The 18,087-nt window shown below is 73.5% G+C and carries 12 protein-coding genes and 1 tRNA gene; 9 read left to right on the top strand and 4 right to left on the bottom strand.

The window, feature by feature from the left end; genetic code table 11:
• Positions 1-228: 228 nt before the first annotated feature.
• From J2S44_RS16335 to J2S44_RS16355, 5 genes are all read left to right on the top strand, one after another.
• Positions 229-301: transfer RNA gene (locus J2S44_RS16335), tRNA-Arg, on the top strand.
• 132 nt (positions 302-433) lie between these two features.
• Positions 434-1,480, top strand: a complete 1,047-nt coding sequence (locus J2S44_RS16340) for a helix-turn-helix domain-containing protein (RefSeq protein ID WP_310414292.1) — start codon at positions 434-436, stop codon at positions 1,478-1,480.
• A gap of 11 nt (positions 1,481-1,491) precedes the next feature.
• Complete coding sequence (locus J2S44_RS16345) at positions 1,492-3,195, top strand: ABC transporter transmembrane domain-containing protein (protein WP_310414295.1); 1,704 nt, start codon at positions 1,492-1,494, stop codon at positions 3,193-3,195.
• Positions 3,192-4,883 (top strand): ABC transporter ATP-binding protein, encoded by a 1,692-nt coding sequence (locus J2S44_RS16350; protein WP_310414298.1) that lies wholly within the window; start codon positions 3,192-3,194, stop codon positions 4,881-4,883. The genes J2S44_RS16345 and J2S44_RS16350 overlap by 4 nt, the downstream gene beginning before the upstream one ends.
• 123 nt (positions 4,884-5,006) lie before the next feature.
• Entirely contained in the window at positions 5,007-6,056 is a 1,050-nt protein-coding gene (locus tag J2S44_RS16355) for an LCP family protein (protein WP_310414300.1), read from the top strand.
• 121 nt (positions 6,057-6,177) lie between these two features.
• On the opposite strand, the gene J2S44_RS16360 is transcribed toward J2S44_RS16355, so the two are convergent.
• The 3 genes from J2S44_RS16360 to J2S44_RS16370 form a co-directional block, all read right to left on the bottom strand.
• Positions 6,178-8,577: a hypothetical protein gene (locus J2S44_RS16360; protein ID WP_310414303.1), complete on the bottom strand. Its 2,400-nt coding sequence runs from the start codon at positions 8,575-8,577 to the stop codon at positions 6,178-6,180.
• A 236-nt stretch (positions 8,578-8,813) separates the two neighbouring features.
• Positions 8,814-10,091, bottom strand: coding sequence for a hypothetical protein (locus J2S44_RS16365; RefSeq protein WP_310414306.1), 1,278 nt, complete (start codon positions 10,089-10,091; stop codon positions 8,814-8,816).
• Positions 10,092-10,172: 81 nt separating this feature from the next.
• The gene (locus J2S44_RS16370; RefSeq protein ID WP_310414310.1) at positions 10,173-12,269 is read right to left on the bottom strand and encodes a protein kinase domain-containing protein; all 2,097 of its coding nucleotides are present in this window, start codon (positions 12,267-12,269) and stop codon (positions 10,173-10,175) included.
• Between the two features lie 355 nt (positions 12,270-12,624).
• On the opposite strand from J2S44_RS16370, the gene J2S44_RS16375 reads away from it, so the two are divergent.
• The 3 genes from J2S44_RS16375 to J2S44_RS16385 all read left to right on the top strand — a co-directional run bounded on the left by J2S44_RS16375 (position 12,625) and on the right by J2S44_RS16385 (position 16,980).
• A complete protein-coding gene (locus J2S44_RS16375; protein WP_310414313.1) occupies positions 12,625-13,299 on the top strand; it encodes an SCO2207 family protein in 675 nt (224 codons plus the stop codon).
• 222 nt (positions 13,300-13,521) lie between these two features.
• Entirely contained in the window at positions 13,522-15,069 is a 1,548-nt protein-coding gene (locus J2S44_RS16380) for a sulfatase-like hydrolase/transferase (RefSeq protein WP_310414315.1), read from the top strand.
• A gap of 105 nt (positions 15,070-15,174) precedes the next feature.
• Positions 15,175-16,980: an immune inhibitor A domain-containing protein gene (locus tag J2S44_RS16385; RefSeq protein WP_310414318.1), complete on the top strand. Its 1,806-nt coding sequence runs from the start codon at positions 15,175-15,177 to the stop codon at positions 16,978-16,980.
• 62 nt (positions 16,981-17,042) lie between these two features.
• Here the strand turns inward: J2S44_RS16385 and J2S44_RS16390 are convergent, their stop codons facing one another.
• Entirely contained in the window at positions 17,043-17,822 is a 780-nt protein-coding gene (locus J2S44_RS16390; protein WP_310414321.1) for an SDR family NAD(P)-dependent oxidoreductase, read from the bottom strand.
• 67 nt (positions 17,823-17,889) lie between these two features.
• On the opposite strand from J2S44_RS16390, the gene J2S44_RS16395 reads away from it, so the two are divergent.
• The gene (locus J2S44_RS16395) at positions 17,890-18,012 is read left to right on the top strand and encodes a 50S ribosomal protein L36 (protein WP_310414324.1); all 123 of its coding nucleotides are present in this window, start codon (positions 17,890-17,892) and stop codon (positions 18,010-18,012) included.
• The last annotated feature ends 75 nt before the right edge of the window (positions 18,013-18,087 follow it).

The following is an 18,087-nucleotide window of genomic DNA, read 5'->3' on the forward strand; positions in this document are numbered from 1 at the left end:
CGGCTCCCGCAACGCGGCCTGACGATATCCATTTCCCGGACATCAAAGAAATCTTTTAGGATGTACTTAATCTCTTGATATCAGTCCGTGATCTTCGATAGACCCACCGAAGCGGCATGATCGCCCACGGTGCCGGCTTCGGACGCGATATGCCCGCAACATCACTTCACGGCGGCACCCCGCCGGCCGGCACCACACGCCGCCGAGTCGGGTAACATGACCATCCGCGCCCTCGTAGCTCAGGGGATAGAGCAACGGTTTCCTAAACCGTGTGTCGCAGGTTCGAATCCTGCCGGGGGCACCTGCCTTCTCAGGAACGGCGCCGGCCCGAGGGGAGCGCCTCGCCCGGGCCGCGGAACGGGCGCTCTTCGTCCGGGGTCTGGACAGGCGCTACTTTGCCCGGGGTCTGGACGGGCGCGGTAGAACTGAGCGCGTGATCCGGATTCACCTCGACGAGCCGACGCTGGAGCGGACGCGGCTGGCGATCAGCCCGCTCCGTGAGGTGGTCAGCGGCGTCGAGCTGGTGCACCGGACCCGGCAGGGGCGCGACGCCGCCTGGCCGTACGCGGAGTGGACCGTCCGCGCCGCCGAGGTGCTGCGCACGACGCCGGAGACCGCGCCGCTGCGGCTCTACGCCCTGCTCTACGGCACCGACCACGGCCGGCCCACGCCCGACGCGTTCGAGCCGGCGCCGCCGAGCGCGCGGCCGAGCCTCGCGGAGGAGCTGGCGGGTCTTCGCCGGACGCGGTCCGAGGTGCTCGCGGCGCAGTGCGCGAAGCACTATCCGGAGGGTGTGCCGGAGTTTCTGACGCCGTACCTGAGGGACGGCGACGCGGCGTTCGGGCGGCTCGCGGACGCGATGACCGCGTTCTGGGAGCTGGCGATCGCGCCGCGCTGGCCGGCGATGCGGGCGGTGCTGGAGGACGAGATCCTGTCCCACGCCCGGGTGCTGGCCGAGCGGGGTCCGGCGGCGGTGCTCGGCGGGCTGAGCGGCGCGGTCGGCTGGACCGCGCCGGTGCTGTCGCTGCCGAAGCGCCGGGAGTCCGCGCTGCACGGCGACGACGGCCGGCTGCTGCTGATCCCGGTGCTGCTGGCCCAGGGGCGGCCCACGGTCAGCACGGACGACCCGGGCACCCTCCTGGTCACCTTCCAGGCGCGCGGCGCGGCCGTACTGTCCACACCGGAGCGACCGCCGGCCGGCGAGCCGCTGGACGTGCTGATCGGTGCGGGCCGGGCCACGGTGCTGCGGGCGCTGGCCGTGCCGGCCACCACCAGCGGGCTGGCCGCGGTGCTCGGCCGCGCGCCCAGCACGATCTCCGAGCACCTCACCGGGCTGCAGGAGGCGGGGCTGGTGTCCCGGTCCCGCGCGAACCGTCAGGTGCTCTACGCGCTGACGCCCCGGGGTGTGGCGCTGCTTGCGCTCTTCGACCACGATTCGGTTCCGGCCGAAGCGATGGAGACACGGCCCCGCCCGGTCTAGCGTCCGCTTCCATGTTGCGTGACATGGTCCGCCGCCACACCCGTACCGTGGCGGTCTGCTGCACCGGATCCGGCGTTCACCAGATCTGTGAGGCGCTGGTGCCGCTGGTGATCGGGCTGACCGTCGACCACGCGGTCGACGGTGGCCCGCCGGAGGCGATCCTGCTGGCTGTGGCCGCGGTGCTGGTCCTCTTCGTGGTGCTCGGCACGGCCGCCGGTCTGGCGGTCTGGTGGCTCAACGGCGCGGTGCTGACCGAGGCGCACCGCCTGCGGGTCCGCACGACCGCGGCGCTGCTGGCCGACCCGGTGCTCGGCGCGGACCGGCGGCCCGGCGACCTGGTCAGCGTGCTCACCGTGGACGCGACCGCGACCGCCGAGTTCCTGCGTGGTCTGGTCGGCATCGTCTCCGGCGTCGCCGGCCTCGCCGTCACGGTCGCGGTCCTGCTGTTCGTCGATCCGCTGCTGTGCCTCGGCATCCTGCTGCTCGTGCCGGCGATGACCTGGGGCGTACGGCTGCTCGGCCCGTGGCTGGAACGCCGGGTCACGGCGCGGCAGCGATCCGTCGGGCGGGCCGCCGCGCTCGCGGCCGAGTTCGTGACCGCGCTGCGCCCGCTGCGGGGTTTCGGCGGCGTGCCGGAGGCGCTTCGCCGGTACCGGCACACGGTCGGCGAGTCCCGGGACGCGGCGCTGCGCAGTGCCACCGCGGTGTCGCTGGTCGACGGCGTGGGCCTGCTCGCGTCCGCGGTCGCTCTGCTGGGCACGGTCGCGGCGGCCGCGGCGATGGTCTCGGCCGGGCGGATCACCGTCGGCGGTTTCGTCACCGCGGTCACCATGGTGTCCTTCGCCGGCGACCCGGTGCAGCGGGTGACCACCGGCATCCAGCGCGTCTACGCGGCCCGCGCCGGTGCGGCCCGGCTCGCCCGGCTCGGCGCGGCCGCGGCACCACCCGGGTCCACGGCGACGGGCCACCGCACGGCGCAAGCCGGGTCCACGGCGACGGGCCACCGCACGGCGCAGGCCGGACCGCAGGCCCACGCCGGTCCGTCCGCGCGGGAGGTCGCCGGGCCGCCGCGCCTCCGGGCGGCCGCGATCGGCGCGGTCACCGGCATCGAGCTGGCGCTGGGGCGCGGTGAGATGCTGGGTGTCGTCGCCGCCGACCGGGCGGTCGCGGACGCCGCCGCCGACGTCTTCGGCGGGCGCCGCGGCCCGGACCGTGGCGAGATCATGTTCGGGGAGTTACCGCCCGGGCATCCCGGACTGCGCCGGTACGTGCTGGCCGAGCCGCACGCGGTCACGCTGCTCGGTCGCACGCTCACCGAGGCGCTGGACACCGGCCGGGGCGGCGACCCGGGCGCGGCGCTGGTCGCGGCGCGGGCCACCGGCCTCGCGGAGGAGCTGCTCGACGCGAGCGCGAACCTCTCCGGCGGGCAACGGCAGCGCGTGGCCCTCGCCCGCGCGCTCGCGGCCGTACCCCCGGTGCTGGTTCTTCGTGATCCGCTGACCGCGGTCGACTCGGTCACCGAGCACGACGCCGCGGCCGGGCTGGCCGCGTACCGGCGGGAGAGCGGCGGTGCCACCGTGGTCGTGACCACGTCGCCGGTGCTGCTGGCGCGCTGCGACCGGGTGCTGTTCCTGCCGCGCACCGGCCCGGCCGTGCTGTCCACGGCCGCGCGGCTCGGCACGAACGCGGACTACGCCGCGGCGGTGCTGCGATGACCGCGCCGGTCACCGGGGCCCTGCCGATCGCGACCGCGCGGCAGACCCTCGCCGGGCTCGCCCGGGTGGTCCGCGCCGAACCGGTGGCCGCGTGGGCCGCGCTCGGCGCCACGCTGGTCGGCGCGGCCGGGACCGTGGCCACGCCGCTGCTGCTCGGCCGCCTGATCGACCTGTTCCGGCCGGCACTGTTCGGGCTGGTGGTGGCGGCGGCGCTGGTCGCGGCCGTGGGCACCGCGCTGGCCCGGCGCGCCACCGAGCGGCTCGGCGCGCGGGTCGCCGCCCGCCTGCGCGAGTCCGTGCTCGGCGCGGCGCTCGGGCTTCCCGCGCCGGTGCTGGAGCGCGCCGGCAGCGGTGACGTGTCGTCCCGGGTCACCGAGGACGTGGAGAACGTCGCCACCGCCGTACCGCTGGTCACCCAGGTCTTCATCGCGATCGTCACGGTGCTGGTCGCGGCGCCCGGCTTCGTCACCCTCGACTGGCGGCTGGCGCTCGCGTTCACCACGGTCTTCCCGGTGTACGCCGTGAGCCTGCGCCGCTACCTGCCGCGCGCGGCCCGCCTCTACGGCCGGGAACGGGTGCTCGCCGCGGAGCGCGGCCGGGTGCTGCTCGAGTCGCTGCGCGGCCGGGACACCGTGTCCGCGTACGACATGCCGGACCTGCAGACCGGCCGGGTCGATGCCGCGTCCGGTGCCGCGCTCGGCGTCGGGCTGCGGGCGCTGCGCCTCTACGTGTGGTTCAGCAAGTCGATGAACGCGGCCGAGGCGATCGGCCTGTCCGCGATCCTGTTCACCGGGTGGTGGCTGGTGCGGGCCGACCTGGTCACGGTCGGTGCCGCGACCGCAGCCGCGCTGCTGTTCCATCGCCTGTTCACACCGCTCGGCACGCTGCTGCTGTCCTTCGACGAGGTGCAGCGCGCCGGCGCCGCGCTCGCCCGCACCGTCGGCGTCCTGTTGGTGCCGCCCGCGCCGGCCGGCACCAACAGGACGCCCCACGGGCCGGTACGGGTGGTCGTGGCCGGGGTTCGCCACACGTACGACCGCGAGGTTCTGAAAGCTGTTGATCTCATCATCGAGGCGGGGACGTCGCTCGCGCTGGTCGGTGCCAGCGGGGCCGGCAAGTCCACGCTCGCCGGCATCGTGGCCGCGGTCATCACGCCCACGGCCGGCCGGGTGACGCTGACCGACGCGGACGGCCCCGTGGCCGTCACCGCACTGGACGCCGCCGTGCTGCGCGACTGGGTGTGCCTGGTGTCCCAGGAGACCCACGCGTTCGCCGGCACGATCCGCGACGACCTCGCGCTCGCCGCCCCGGACGCCGATGCCGCACGCATGCGCGCCGCGCTGGACGCGGTCGGCTGCGCCCGGGACCTGGACACGGCCGGCGCGCTCCCGCCCGGCGAGTACCAGCGGCTCGCGCTGGCCCGCCTGCTGCTGCGCGACCCGCCGGTGGTCATCCTGGACGAGGCGACCGCCGAGGCCGGCAGCGCGGGCGCGCGCGACCTCGACCGCGCCGCCGAGGCCGTCGTCCGGGGACGGACCGCGATCGTGGTCGCGCACCGGCTGAGCCAGGCCCGCGTGTGCGACCGGATCGCCGTCCTGGACGACGGCCGCGTCGTCGAGCACGGCAGCCACGACGAGCTGGTCGCGGCCGGTGGGGCCTACGCCCGGCTCTGGCGGGCGTGGAACTGAGGGCCTTTGTCCGGTGCCGCGCCCGGTGTCCGGGACCGTCGTCCAGAATTGCCGGGTCGGCCGGTGCAAGACGGGCTGAAATGCCTGCTCAAAGCCCATTAACGCGTCGGTACGCTCCGCGGAATGGAACGTTCGGGGGGCTTCGTGGGCGAGGACGCGACCCAGGTCATCGACGCGGTCCGGCCGGCTCGCAAGCGCGGGCGGTGGGCCCGGGTGTTGATCTTCGCGGTGGTGACCGGGCTGGTGATCGCGGGCGGTGCGACCGCGGCGACCGCGCTCTACATCAGCTCGGTCGAGCGCGGCATCGAGAAGGTGGACGCGTTCACCGAGGTCCCGGAGGAGTCGCGGCCGGTCAAGGAGGAGGTCGCGGCGGACGCGCTCAACCTGCTGCTGCTCGGCAGCGACTCGCGCGACCCGGAGAACACCAGCGGTTCGCGCAGCGACACCATCATCGTGGTGCACCTGCCGGCCGACCGGTCCGGCGCACAGCTGATCTCGATCCCGCGCGACACCTGGGTGCACGTGCCCCGCTCACCGGACGGCCGCAACGGCGACACGGACGCGAAGATCAATTCGGCGTACGCGTGGGGCGGCGTCCCGCTGATGGTGCAGACCGTGGAGGACTTCACCAAGGTTCGGATGGATCACGTGGTGCTGGTCGACTTCGGCGGCTTCCAGCAGATCGTGGACGCGCTCGGCGGCATCGACATCGAGGTCGAACAGGACTTCACGTCGATCCACGACCCGTTCCGCGAGTTCACCGAGGGCACCATGCACATGGACGGCGCCACCGCGCTGGACTACGCCCGGCAGCGCTACCAGTTCCCGGACGGCGACTTCGCCCGCATCCGGCACCAGCAGCAGGTGATCAAGGCGATCCTGGACCGGGCCGCGTCCGGCGGCATGCTCTCCAGCCCCGCCGCCGTCAACGACTTCGTCAAGGCCACGGCGGACGCGGTCTCGGTCGACCGGACCATGTCGATCCTCGACCTGGCCACCCAGATGCGCAACGTCCGCGGCGGCAACCTGACGTTCCTGACCACCCCGACCACCGGCACCGGCCGGGTCGGCGACGAGAGCGTCGTCTTCGCCGACCCGGAGGCCGCGACCGCGCTCTACGACGCCGTCCGCACCGACTCGGTCCCCGACATCCTGGCCGCGGCCCAGAAGTAAGCACGCGACGGCACCGGCGCTGTGCCACGCTTCAGCGACGGCCCACCCGCGGTTCAGCCTGCCGCGGTTCAGCCCGCCGCGGTTCAGCGGCGAGCCTGTAGCGGGTCAGCCAGTCCGCGGTTCAGCGGCGGCGGCGGTTTCCCGGACGCCGTCCGGTTCGCGGCTTCGCGCGCGGTGGGCGGCCGCTCCCGGCCCCCGCCTGACCGCCGTCCACGCCGGCCACCGGCTCGGCCCCCGCCGCGGATGCGGTCTCCGCCGCGGATGCGGTCTCCGCCCCGGTCTCGATGTCCGTCGCGGTCCCGGCGGGCGCCGCCACCTCAGCCCTCGCCGCCGGACCGGCCTCCACCGCCTCAATCTCCGCCGTCGTCTCGACCTCTGCGGCCTCCGCAGCCGCGGTCTGCGCAGCTTGTGCCGCCGGATCGTTCTCCGTCGCCGCGCCCTCCGCCGCTGCCTCCGCCTCCAGGTCGGTCTCCGCCACCAGGTCGGTCTCCGCAGCCGGATCGGTTTCCGTAACCGGATCGGTCTCCGCAGCCGGATCGGTCTCCGCAGCCGGATCGGTCTCCGCAGCCGGATCGGTCTCCGCGGCCGCCTCGATTTCCGTACTCGGATCGGTTTCCGTGGCCCCCTCGGTCTCCGCAGCCGCCTCGATTTCGGGCTTCGGTTCGTCAGCGGCGGCGTCCGGGACTGTCGGCCGGCGCGGCCCGTGCGGCTCATCGGGGATCTCGACCGCGGCGGAAGCGTCGCTCCTCGTCTCCTGACCGGCTGTGCCGATCGGCTCCACGAGTGCTGTCACGTCGGGATCGGCCGCGGGCTGCTCACCGGGATCGGCCACCGGGTTCGAATCCGCGGGTTCCGCGCCGTCCGCCGCGGCTCCGGTGTCCGACGCGGAGGCGGACTCGGCATCCGTGCGCGCGTCGGGGCCGGTGGCGACGTCGTCCCCACCGTTGGACGCGGTGACATCACTCCAAGGATCGGGAGCAGCACGGTCCTGGCCCGCGGAAGCAGAACTGGAACCAGCGAAGTCGTCGCCGGCGGGCCCTTCCACCGCAGCATCAGGAACTCCGGCGGCTTCCCCTACCGAGCCACCGGCCGCCTCGTCAGGAACGGCGATGTCATCCGCACGGAGTCCGCCGGCGGCAGGATCGGCGACAGCCACGTCACCCCCGCCGGAAGCGACGGGCGCAAGGTCGGCGACAGCCAGGTCGGCCCCGCCGGAAGCGCTCACCGCAGGATCAGCGAAGGCCACGCCGGTGCCGGCGGAGCGGCCGGGAACGGGATCGGCGGCATCGTCCTGTACGGAACCGCCTGGTGCAGGATCGACTGCCGCGGCAGCGTCTCCGGCAATACCGCTGGGCACGTGATGGGCGACATCATCCCCAGCAGAACCGGCGGGCGCAGGATCGGCAACCGCGACGGCACCTCCGGCAGAACCGCTCACCCCGGGCCCCTCCCCGGCCGGATCGCGTGGCACAGGATCGGCCGCTGCGACAGCGTCTCCGGCGGAACCGCTCGCCGCAGGATGCTGCCCGGCCGGGTCGCGTGGCGCGGGATCGGCCGCTGCGACGGTGTCTCCGGTGGGACCGACCGGTGTGGGATCGGCGGCGGAGGGGACCGCCGGGAGTGGGGTGGCGGCGCGCGGGATGGCGGTGAAGGGGTTGGGGGCGGCGATGTCGATCTGGGCACCGAAGTAGCCGACGAGCAGCGTGAGGGCCAGCGGATACGGGTCCCAGCCGGTCACTCCGGCGAGCGGCAGGCCCGGCGCGACGCTGATCAGGAGCCGGGACGGCACGTCGGCGCCGCGGGTCACCCAGGTGCGGCGCGCGGCGGCGGCCAGTACCAGCAGGACCGGCGCCCAGAGCAGCAGCGCGCCGAGCAGGCCCAGTTCCGTCGCGCCGCGCAGCACGACGTTGTGCACGTCGCCGGTGCCGGCGAGCTCGCCGGCGCCGACGCCGACGATCGGGTGGGTGCCGGTCACGGCGGCGGCCGGGTCCGTGGCCGGACGGGTGATCAGCCACGGCAGCGCGGCCGCGGTCAGCACGCCGGCCAGCGTCAGGATCGCCGCGTTTCCGCGCCGTCGCCGGCCGGACAACCGCTCCAGCAGCAGGAACAGCGTGACCATGGCGAGCGTGGCGGCCAGCAGCGCCCAGCTGCGGACCAGCCAGACACCGAGGAACGCGGCGGCGAGCGTGGCCCAGCTCCACCACCGGCGGCGCGGTAGCGTGAGCGCGCAGAGCCCGGACAGCAGGAACAGTCCGCCGGGCGCGCCGGTGAGCGCGACGACCGGCAGCTGCACCCAGGCGAGCAGCGCGACGCCCCGGGCGAGCACCGGTGGCCGGTGCTCGCCGTCGCTGTGCAGCAGGCGGACCTGCGCGGCGGCCCAGCCGACCGCGAAGCCGAGGCCGGCCAGACCGGCGTACAGCACGCCGGTGACCGCGAAGCGGCCGTGCACGAGCAGACCGACGGCGAGCCAGGCGACGAGCGGGAGCCAGGGCAGCAGGCCGCCGACCAGGCGGCGCGGCATGCGTACGGCCATCACCGCGGCCGCGGCGAGCAGCGCGGCGGCGTGCGGGTAGACCGCGCCCGGCATCGACGGCGGGACGAGGCCGAGCGCGAGGACGACCGCGCCGAGCACGACCGTGGAGGGGCGGTCGACCACGCGGCCGGTCAGCGCGCCCAGACGTACCGTGGCCATGTCTGTGTCGTTGTTCCGTTCTTCCGTTCATCGAAGACGCCGGCAACGGCCACAGTATCCGCCCGTCAGATGCCGGTGGTGTCTCGGATGCCGGCGGCGATCCGCCGGAACTCGTTGTTCCAGTTGATGTCGGCGGTCATCCGCATCACGACCTGGCGGTCGACCGAACCGCTGCGGTAGTAGCCGATCATCACGATGCCGTACCCGGAGCTGCCGTCGAGCTTCTCGGTCTCGGCGATCGTGATGTCGTCGCCGGCGAACCGCCAGTGTGCGCCGAACGCGTCCTCGGTGGCGCGCAGCGCGGTGCGGCGGGCCTCGTCGCAGGGTGAGCCGCAGTCCCGGGCGATGATCTCGCCGCCGGCGATCAGCACACCGTTCTCGATGTAGCCGCAGACGTGCCCGGCACCGCTCTGCTTGCACTTCCAGTTCGACGGCATCCGTACGCCGAAGCCGAGACCGGGCAGGGTGTAGACCTTCGTGGGGTCGCCGCTGCCGTACTCCGGCCAGCCGGCCGGCCAGGTGCCGGTGTACGGCGGCTCGATGCCGGGGCGGACCGAACGGGCCGGCACGCGGAAGTCGGCGTTGCCGCCCGCGGGCGGTGCCGGTGCGTTCCCGGCCGGTGCGGGGGCGGCGTCCTCCGCGGCGGGTGCGGCGGGCGCGGCGGAGGTGGCGCCGGCGGACGGGGTGACCGAGCCGGACGACGCGGTCGCGTTCATCGAGCCGGGCGACGGGGACGCGGGTCCGGCCGGCACGCTCGCCGGGGCCGGGGCGGCCGCTTCGGCCGTCTCCGTGGTGGGGTCCGCGCCGCCGCCGGAGCGGGCGACGCCGACGGCCACGCCGACGCCGACCAGCAGGGCCGTGACGCCGGCGGCGATGCCGATCCAGAGCCGGTTGCCGGGCTTGCGGGCGGTGGGTGTGCCACCGAACGGGTCCTCGGCGCCCGCGCCGAAGTAGGGACGCCGGGGTGCGGCGCCGCCGCCGAGCCCGAACGGATCGTCGCCCATCTCCATGCCGGTCTCGGAGACCGAGCCGGAGACCGGCGTGCCGAACGCGGGGACCGGCGTGTACGTCCGGCCGAGCGAGGCGAAGACGCGCTCGGCGCCGGGTTCCTCGGTGCCGTCGAACGCGACCCAGGGCACCGCGGCGGTGAAATCGGCCCCGGCGTGCCCGGTGCCGGCGTGGGCCGCGAACGCGTCCCGCCAGCGCTGGTCGACCGCGGCCTGTGCGCTCAGCACGGCCACGGTCACCGGGAGTCCTCGCTGCTCGTCGACGGCCGACCACACCGTGCCGACGTCGCACGATCCGAGCTCACCGACCACCCGGTACGGAATCTCCGGCGCCATCGACTGCCTCCCCGCTACGAACGACCTGCGGAGTCTAGCGGTCGACGGCAACCCCCTCAGCCGCTCCGAGCTGCGGTGATCTCAGCCGGCGTACCACTTCTGGTGCTGGCCGCCGTTGCACTGCCAGATCTGGAGCAGCGCGCCGTTGCCGGTGTTGCCGTCCACCACGTCCACGCACCGGTCGACCCGGATGTTTACCAGGTCACCGGCCGCGTTGAGCGTGAAGACCTGCTCCCAGCCGCCGTCGCAGCCGGCCGTGCGCAGCCGGCTGCCGTCGTTCTCGCCGGTCACCTCCAGGCAGCGGCCGAGCGTATGCAGCCGGCCGTCCGCCCCCAGCTCGAACGTCTGGCCGGCCGTGCCGTTGCAGTCCCATATCTGGATGGCCCGGTCGCCGGCCGCGTCGCCACCCGGCACGTCGACGCACTTGCCGCTGCCGGCGTTGACGATCGCGCGGCCGGTGAAGACCGGCGGTGGCCCGGCCGCCTCGCTCTCATCGGTAGCCGGGGCGCTGGCCGCGGGCGCCGCGACGTCCGGCGTCTCCGGCCGGGGAACGCCCGCGCCGGTGCCCTTGTCCGCCGGGGTCGGTGACGGGGACGAGATCGCGGTGCCGGTTCGGGTGGCGGTCGGCGTCGGCGTGAACTCACCGGGACGTGCCCCGGCCGGGGCGCCGATCGCCGGGTCCTCGGCGCGGCCGTCGTCGCCGGTGTCGCCCTCGGCCAGCGACGGCCAGACCAGCAGGCAGCCGATCAGCACCACCAGCAGCGGGATCAGGATCAGGACGGCCAGCCGGCCGCGGTCCGGGTCCGGGCCCAGCAGCCGGTCGACGAGGCCACGACCGCCGGCCGGTGCCGCCGGCGGCTGCTCGAAGCGGGACCGGGCGGTGCGCCCGCCACCCCCGGACGATCCGGCACCCCCGGACGATCCGGCGTGACCCATGACCGTCGAGCCGGTGCCGCCGCCGGTGGACGAGCCGACCCCGCCGACGGGAGAACCGGCGCCACCGGCGGACGAGCCGACACCGCCGACGGAAGGACCGATGCCGCCGGCGGAAGGACCGATGCCGCCGGCGGATGAGCCGGTGCCGCCGGTGGACGGGCCGCCGTTGACGGAGCCGGAGTCCAGGCCGCGGAAGCCGAAACTGCCCTCGACGCCGGGGATGGCCGAGGCCGGTGCCGCCGTCGCGGGTGCGGACGCGCTCGCCTCCGCGCCGCGGTAACCGAACCGGGTGTCCACCGTGCCCGCGGCGGCGGCCGGGACCGCGTCGGTGGCCTCGCTGCGCTCGTCACGGGGCCGGACCGGGACGGCCGGACCAGCCGTCGGGAGGGCCGGCACGCCCGTCGGAACGGTCAGCTCCTCCCCCGCCGCCGCGGCGGCGGTGAGCAGCGCCTCCGTCTCGGCCGCGTTGATCCGCCGGGCCGGGTCCTTGCGCAGCAAGCCTTCCAGCACCGGGAACAGCGCACCGGCGCGTTGCGGTGGCGCGGGCAGCTCGGTGGCGAGCGCGGCGAGCGTGGCGATGGAGGACGACCGCGCGAACGGCGAGCGTCCCTCGACGGCCGCGTAGAGCGTGGCGCCGAGCGACCACAGGTCGGACGCGGGCGCGGCCGGCTCGCCGATCGCCCGCTCCGGTGCGAGATAGGCCGGGGAGCCGAGCACGATGCCGGTGCGGGTCATGCCCGGGTCGTCCTCGACCGTGGCCAGCCCGAAGTCGGTGAGCATGATCCGGCCGTCCGTGCCGAGCAGCACGTTCGCCGGTTTGACGTCGCGGTGCAGCACGCCGACGCGGTGGGCGGCACGGAGCGCGGCGAGCACGGCGAGGCCGATGCGGGCGGCACGTGCCGGCGCCATCGGCCCCTCGGCGCGCAGCACGCTGTGCAGCGGCTGGGACGGGATGAACTCCATGACGATCCACGGGTCGCCACCGTCGATCAGGACGTCGAAGATCCGGACCGCGTTGGAGTGGCTGAGCTGTGCGATCGCGCGGGCCTCGCGGAGTGAGCGCTCGCGGAGCTGGGCCGTCTCCTCCTCGCTGAGGCCGGGCGGCGGCACGAGCTCCTTGACGGCGACGTCACGCCGGAGCATCTCGTCACGGGCGAGCCAGACCCGCCCCATGGCGCCCTGCCCGAGCGCGCGAACGAGGGTGTAACGACCGGCGAGCGACCGTTCCGAGATTTCGGGCACCACCGAACCGTACCGGTTTGAATATTGCGGGATCATATCGGCGCGGTCGGCAATCGGCCACAGTCGGCAAAGTCACAATGGATGACGCCGCAGGTACCTGGCGATGACAAACATCCGTTGACCTGCAACGGGTTTGTTTTCTTCCGAAGCTACTTACAGGTAATCCACTTCCCTATTTGGATGCCTTGCCGAATTGATTTCACGGACCGTGGCGAAATCGCGGGCGAGAGCGCGTTCTCGGCCGCCATTTGTGACCGTTAGTAAAACTTTAGGGTTCGAGGCTTGATCTCCCGGACCGCCCACGGCCGTAGGAACCGGTGCCGCAACGACGCAGGGCGAACGGACGGAGAAGATCATGAACTGGCGCCAGCTCCTCATCGGCCGCAACCGGAAGATCGTCATCGGAGTGACCGCGGTCGCGCTCGCCGGTGGGGCCTTCGCGGTCGGCACCGGCATCAGCGGCGCGGCCGAGGGGCCGTGCGCGGGCATCGAGGCGGCCCGTCAGCGGAACCTCGACTTCATCGCGGAGCAGCGGGCCAACCCGGACGCGCTCTCCGACGCCCGGATCAAGAACCGGCAGGACGTGATCGCCGTGATCGACCAGCAGCTCGCGGCGGCCGGCTGTGCCCCGGCCCAGGGCGGCGGCGGTGCCGACGTGATCGCGGAGCCGCCGGTCGCGGACGCGCCCCCGGCCGAGGAGGACGACGCGCCCCCGGCTGAGGAGGACGCGGAGGACGCGCCGCCCGCCGGGGACACCGGCGGTGACCAGGGCGGCGAGGCCGGAGACGTGGTCTGCGACGGCTCGACGGTTACCCTCTCCGGAGAGGCCGGCGCGCCGGGCGCGTCGAGCAACGAGTTCCCGGTCGGCACCCGGCTGCGGGTGACGAACCTGGACAACGACAAGAGCATCACGGTCGAGGTGACCGGTGTCTCGGGCAGCTGCATCCTGCTGAACGACGCCGCCTTCGAGCAGGTCCGCGAGCCCGGCAAATTCCTGATCCGGCGCGCGGTCATCGAACTGGTCGGCTGATCCGCTCGTAGCTGACTGCGTCACTCCGGTGCGGGGTGGGTGGTCGGGGCGGCGGCCGGGACCAGACCTGATGCGCGAGCGATGGGGTTCGGTGTGCCAGAGGAACAGCCGGGAGAACGGCCGGGAGAACGGCCGGAAGAGCGAGCGGAGCGGGCAGAACAGCCGGCGGAAGGAGCGGAACCGCCGGTAACGGAACGAACGGCGGGGCGGTCCGCCGTCACCGTGCTGGCCGGCCTGCTGGTCCTGGTGGCATTGCTGCTGCCGAACCAGCTGACCGGCCTCACCGTCGCCACGTTCCTGCGCGTCCCGGTCGAGGCGCTGGCCGGCACGGTGCTCCTGCTGCTCCTGCCCGGCCGCGCACGGATCGCCGGCGCGATCGCCGCGGGCCTGGTCCTCGGCCTGCTGACGCTGGTCAAGCTGGCCGACATGGGCTTCTTCACGGTCTACGCCCGCCAGTTCGACCTGGTGCTGGACTGGAGCCTCGCGGACGACGGCATCACGTTCCTCACCGGCTCGATCGGCCGGGCCGGCGCGATCGCCGCGGTGGTCCTCGCGGTGGCGCTGCTGCTGGCCGTACCGGCGCTGATGTCCCTGGTGCTGATCCGGCTGGGCCGGGTCTTCGCGCGGCACCGCACCGCGACGACCCGCGCGGTCGCGCTGCTGACCACCGCGTGGCTGGTGCTGGCGTTGGCCGGCAGCCCGGTCGCGGACCGCGGCGCGACCGCGTTCCTCACCCAGCGCGCCGGGCTGGTGAACGCCGCGCTGCACGATCAGGAGACGTTCGCTGCCGCGGCCGCGGTGGACGCGTTCCGGGACGTGCCGCCGGACCGGTTGCTGACCGGCCTGCGCGGCAAGGACGTGCTGCTCACGTTCGTGGAGAGCTACGGCCGGAGCGCGGTCGAGGACGAGTCGATGGCCGCACCGGTCGACGCGGTGCTGGCGGACGGCGCGCGGCGGCTGACCGCGTCCGGGTTCGCGGCGCGCAGCGGCTGGCTGACGTCGTCGACGTTCGGCGGCTACAGCTGGCTCGCCCATTCCACGTTCCAGTCCGGGCTGCGTGTCGACAACCAGCAGCGGTACCGCACGATCGTGGCCAGCGACCGGCTCACGCTCTCCGAGTCGTTCCGCCGGGCCGGCTGGTCCACGGTCTGCGTCGCGCCCGCGAACACGTACGCCTGGCCGGAGGGCGACTGGTACGGCTTCGACACCGTCTACGACTCCCGCAACCTGGGGTACGCCGGGCCCAAGTTCGGCTGGACCACCATGCCGGACCAGTACACGCTGACCGCGTTCGAGCGGCTGGAGCGCGGGCGCGCGGACCGCGGGCCGATCATGGCCGAGCTGGACCTGCTGTCCAGCCACTTCCCGTGGGACTCGATCCCCGAGATGATCGACTGGGACGCGGTCGGGGACGGCTCGGCCTTCGCGGGCATGCCCGAGCGGGTCAGCGTGCCCGCGGAGCCGCGGGACGCCTACCGGATGTCCATCGAGTACTCGCTGACCGCGCTGTTCACCTATCTGGAGCGGCACGGCACCGACGACACCGTCGTGATCTACCTGGGCGACCACCAGCCGGCCACCACCGTCACCGGCCCGAACGCCAGCCACGACGTGCCGGTCACGATCGTCGCCAAGGATCCCGCGGTCCTCGACCGGATCGACTCGTGGGAGTGGACCGCCGGCCTGAAGCCCGCGCCGGACGCGCCGGTCTGGCCGATGGAGTCGTTCCGGGACCGTTTCCTCACCGCGTACGGCCCGAACGGATCTTGATCTTGAGAAGTGGTGAGGATTTCGACACGGAACCGCAACAATGAATCGCTAGATCCAGATACATGAGATTTTAAGCTGTCCATCCAGCTCATCTGGAGGACATCAATGAGAAGGCAAGTCAGCGTGGTCGCGGCCGGCACCCTGGTCGCGGCCCTGATGGCCGCTCCGGCGCACGCCGCGCCGAGCGCACTCGGGTCGGACGTGGAACCCACGGCCGTGCTGGGCGAGGACAACCTGCCGCACCCGCTCGCGGACGAGCGCGAGGCCGAGCGCACCGAAGCGCTGGACCGGCTGATCGCCGGCACGACGACCACGGAGAAGCGGAACGGCTCGGAGGTCATCCGGCTGGGCGGCAACCGGTTCGTCGAGTACAAGAAGCGGGAGACCAAGACCGACCCGGTCCTGACCTTCCTGGTCGAGTTCGGTGACCAGATCTACCCGCGGGCCGGGGGTACGCCGGGGCCGCTGCACAACGCGATCCCGGAGCCGGACCGGGTGTGGGACGGCGGCGCCACCGACGACAACACCACGATCTGGGAGCCGGACTTCAGCCCGGAGCACTACGAGGAGCTGCTGTTCGCCAAGAACAAGGAGTCGATGGCGAACTTCTACGCCAAGCAGTCCGGTGGGCGCTACACGGTCGGCGGCGAGGTCTCCGACTGGGTGCAGGTGCCGTACAACGAGGCGCGCTACGGCAGCAACTCCGTCCCGCAGAGCGACGGCTACTGGAACTTCATCAAGGACAGTGCGACCGCCTGGTACGAGGCGCAGCTCGCCGCCGGGCAGACGCCGGAGCAGATCAAGGCCGGTCTGAAGACGTTCGACATCTGGGACCGGGACGACTTCGACAACGACGGCGACTTCAACGAGCCGGACGGCTACGTCGACCACTTCCAGGCGGTGCACGCCGGTGCGGGCGAGGAGGCCGGCGGCGGCGCCGAGGGCACGGACGCGATCTGGGCGCACCGCTGGTTCGCGTTCTCCAACCTGCGCGGCACCGCGGGCCCGGCCGGCAACCTGGCCGGCGGCGTGCAGATCGGCGACACCGGCATCTGGATCGGCGACTACACCACCGAGCCGGAGAACGGCGGGCTGGGCGTCTTCGTCCACGAGTACGGCCACGACCTGGGCCTGCCCGACCTCTACGACACGGCCGGCGGCGAGAACGGCACCGGCTTCTGGTCCGTGATGTCCTCGGGTTCGTGGCTGGGCCGGGGCAACCCGACGATCGGCTCGACGCCCGGCTACATGGGCGCCTGGGAGAAGATCTGGCTCGGCTGGTCGGACTTCGTGACGATCAACCCGGGGCGGTCGAAGTACGTGACGCTGGGCAGCGCGGCCTACGGTGACGGCATCCTGCCGGAGGCGGTGGTGATCCCCCTCGGCGACGGCTCCTACTACGCGGCCGAGTACCGGACCTACACCGGATACGACGAGACGCTGAAGCTCGGCCCGTACAACTGGGGCTGGGCCAACTCCAAGCCGGACTGGGCCGAGCGCTTCCCCTACCAGGACGGCCTGCTGGTCTGGTACGTCAACCCGGCCGTGGCCAACAACAACACCAGCGTCCACCCGGGCACCGGCCTGACGCTCCCGGTCGACGCGCGCCCCGCTCCGGTCACGTTCGCGGACGGCGTGCTGCTCGGCAACCGGCGCCAGCCGTTCGACGCCACGTTCGGCCTGCAGGCGACGGACCCGGTGACGTTCCACCGCAACGGCGCGCCGGTCTCGGTGCCGCGGCAGCCGGCGATCCCGGTCTTCGACGACTCCGACCCGCTGCGCTACTGGAGTGCGGCGAACCCGCAGAGCTCGGTCAAGGTGGCCGGCGCGGGCGTCAAGATCGAGGTCAAGACGCAGATCGGCGGTCTGATCCCGCTGATGACGCTGAAGGTGACGCCACCCACCTCGTGACGCCATGACGAACGGGCCCGGCGCTCCCCCGCCGGGCCCGTCCGTGTCACCGGGTGTCGACGTCAGCGACCGAGCAGGGCGCCGCCGTTGACCTGCACGATCTGCGCGGTCACGTGGCCCGCACCGGGCGAGGCCAGCCAGTGCACGGTCTCCGCGACGTCGATCACCGTGCCGGCGCGGCCGTTGTGCGCCTGCGCGAGCAGCCGCTCGCGCCGCTCCTCCGTCATCGTGTCACCGAAGAACTCCGTCTCCTCGACGTATCCGGGCGCGACCACGTTCACCGTGATGCCGCGCGCACCGAGGGCGGCGGACAGGTCGAACGCGTACGGGTGCAACGCCGCCTTGGCCGCGCCGTACGATCCGTTGCCCGAGCCCCGGTACGCCGCGATCGAGCTGACCAGCACGACGCGGCCGTTGTCCGTGAGCACGTCCGCCAGCGCCTCGACCAGCAGGACCGCGGTGAGCACGTTGGACTCGAAGTTGCCCTGCCAGTGCTCGCGCACGGTGAGCAGCCGGTCCAGCTCGGGCCGGTCCGCGCCGGTCTCGCTCGGCGGGCCCTGCCGGGTGACGTTCCCACCCGCGTTCGCGACCACCACGTCGACCCGGCCGTGCCGTTCGACCACCTCGTCGCGTACCCGCAGCGCCTGGTCCGCGTCCGTGAGGTCGGCCGCGACCGCGTGCACCGAGCCCGCGCCCTGCGCCTCGATCCCCTCCGCGGCGCGGGCCAGCACGTCCGCCCGCCGGCCGACGATCACCACGTCGGCACCGTCCCGCGCGAACCGGGCGGCCGTCGCCTGCCCCACGCCGGTCCCGCCACCGCTGACCACCACGACCCGTGCCATTGCGCCTCCCGAGGAATACCGATCAGCCGAAAACCGTTGTCAGGTTCGGAAAGAAAGGGGTACGACCATGAAGGTTCGCAGCTCACTCCGGTCCCTGGTCCGCAAGCCCGGCTCGCAGGTGGTCCGCCGCCGTGGCCGCGTCACGGTCGTCAACCGCGCCAACCCGCGCTGGAACGGCCGCCAGGGCTGATCCCCGTTTCCGGCACCGCTCAATCCCACCGGCCGAGGCGCCCCCGGTTCTCCACGGGGACGCCTCGGCCGTTCC

The organism is Catenuloplanes niger (assembly GCF_031458255.1).
Lineage (GTDB): Bacteria > Actinomycetota > Actinomycetes > Mycobacteriales > Micromonosporaceae > Catenuloplanes > Catenuloplanes niger.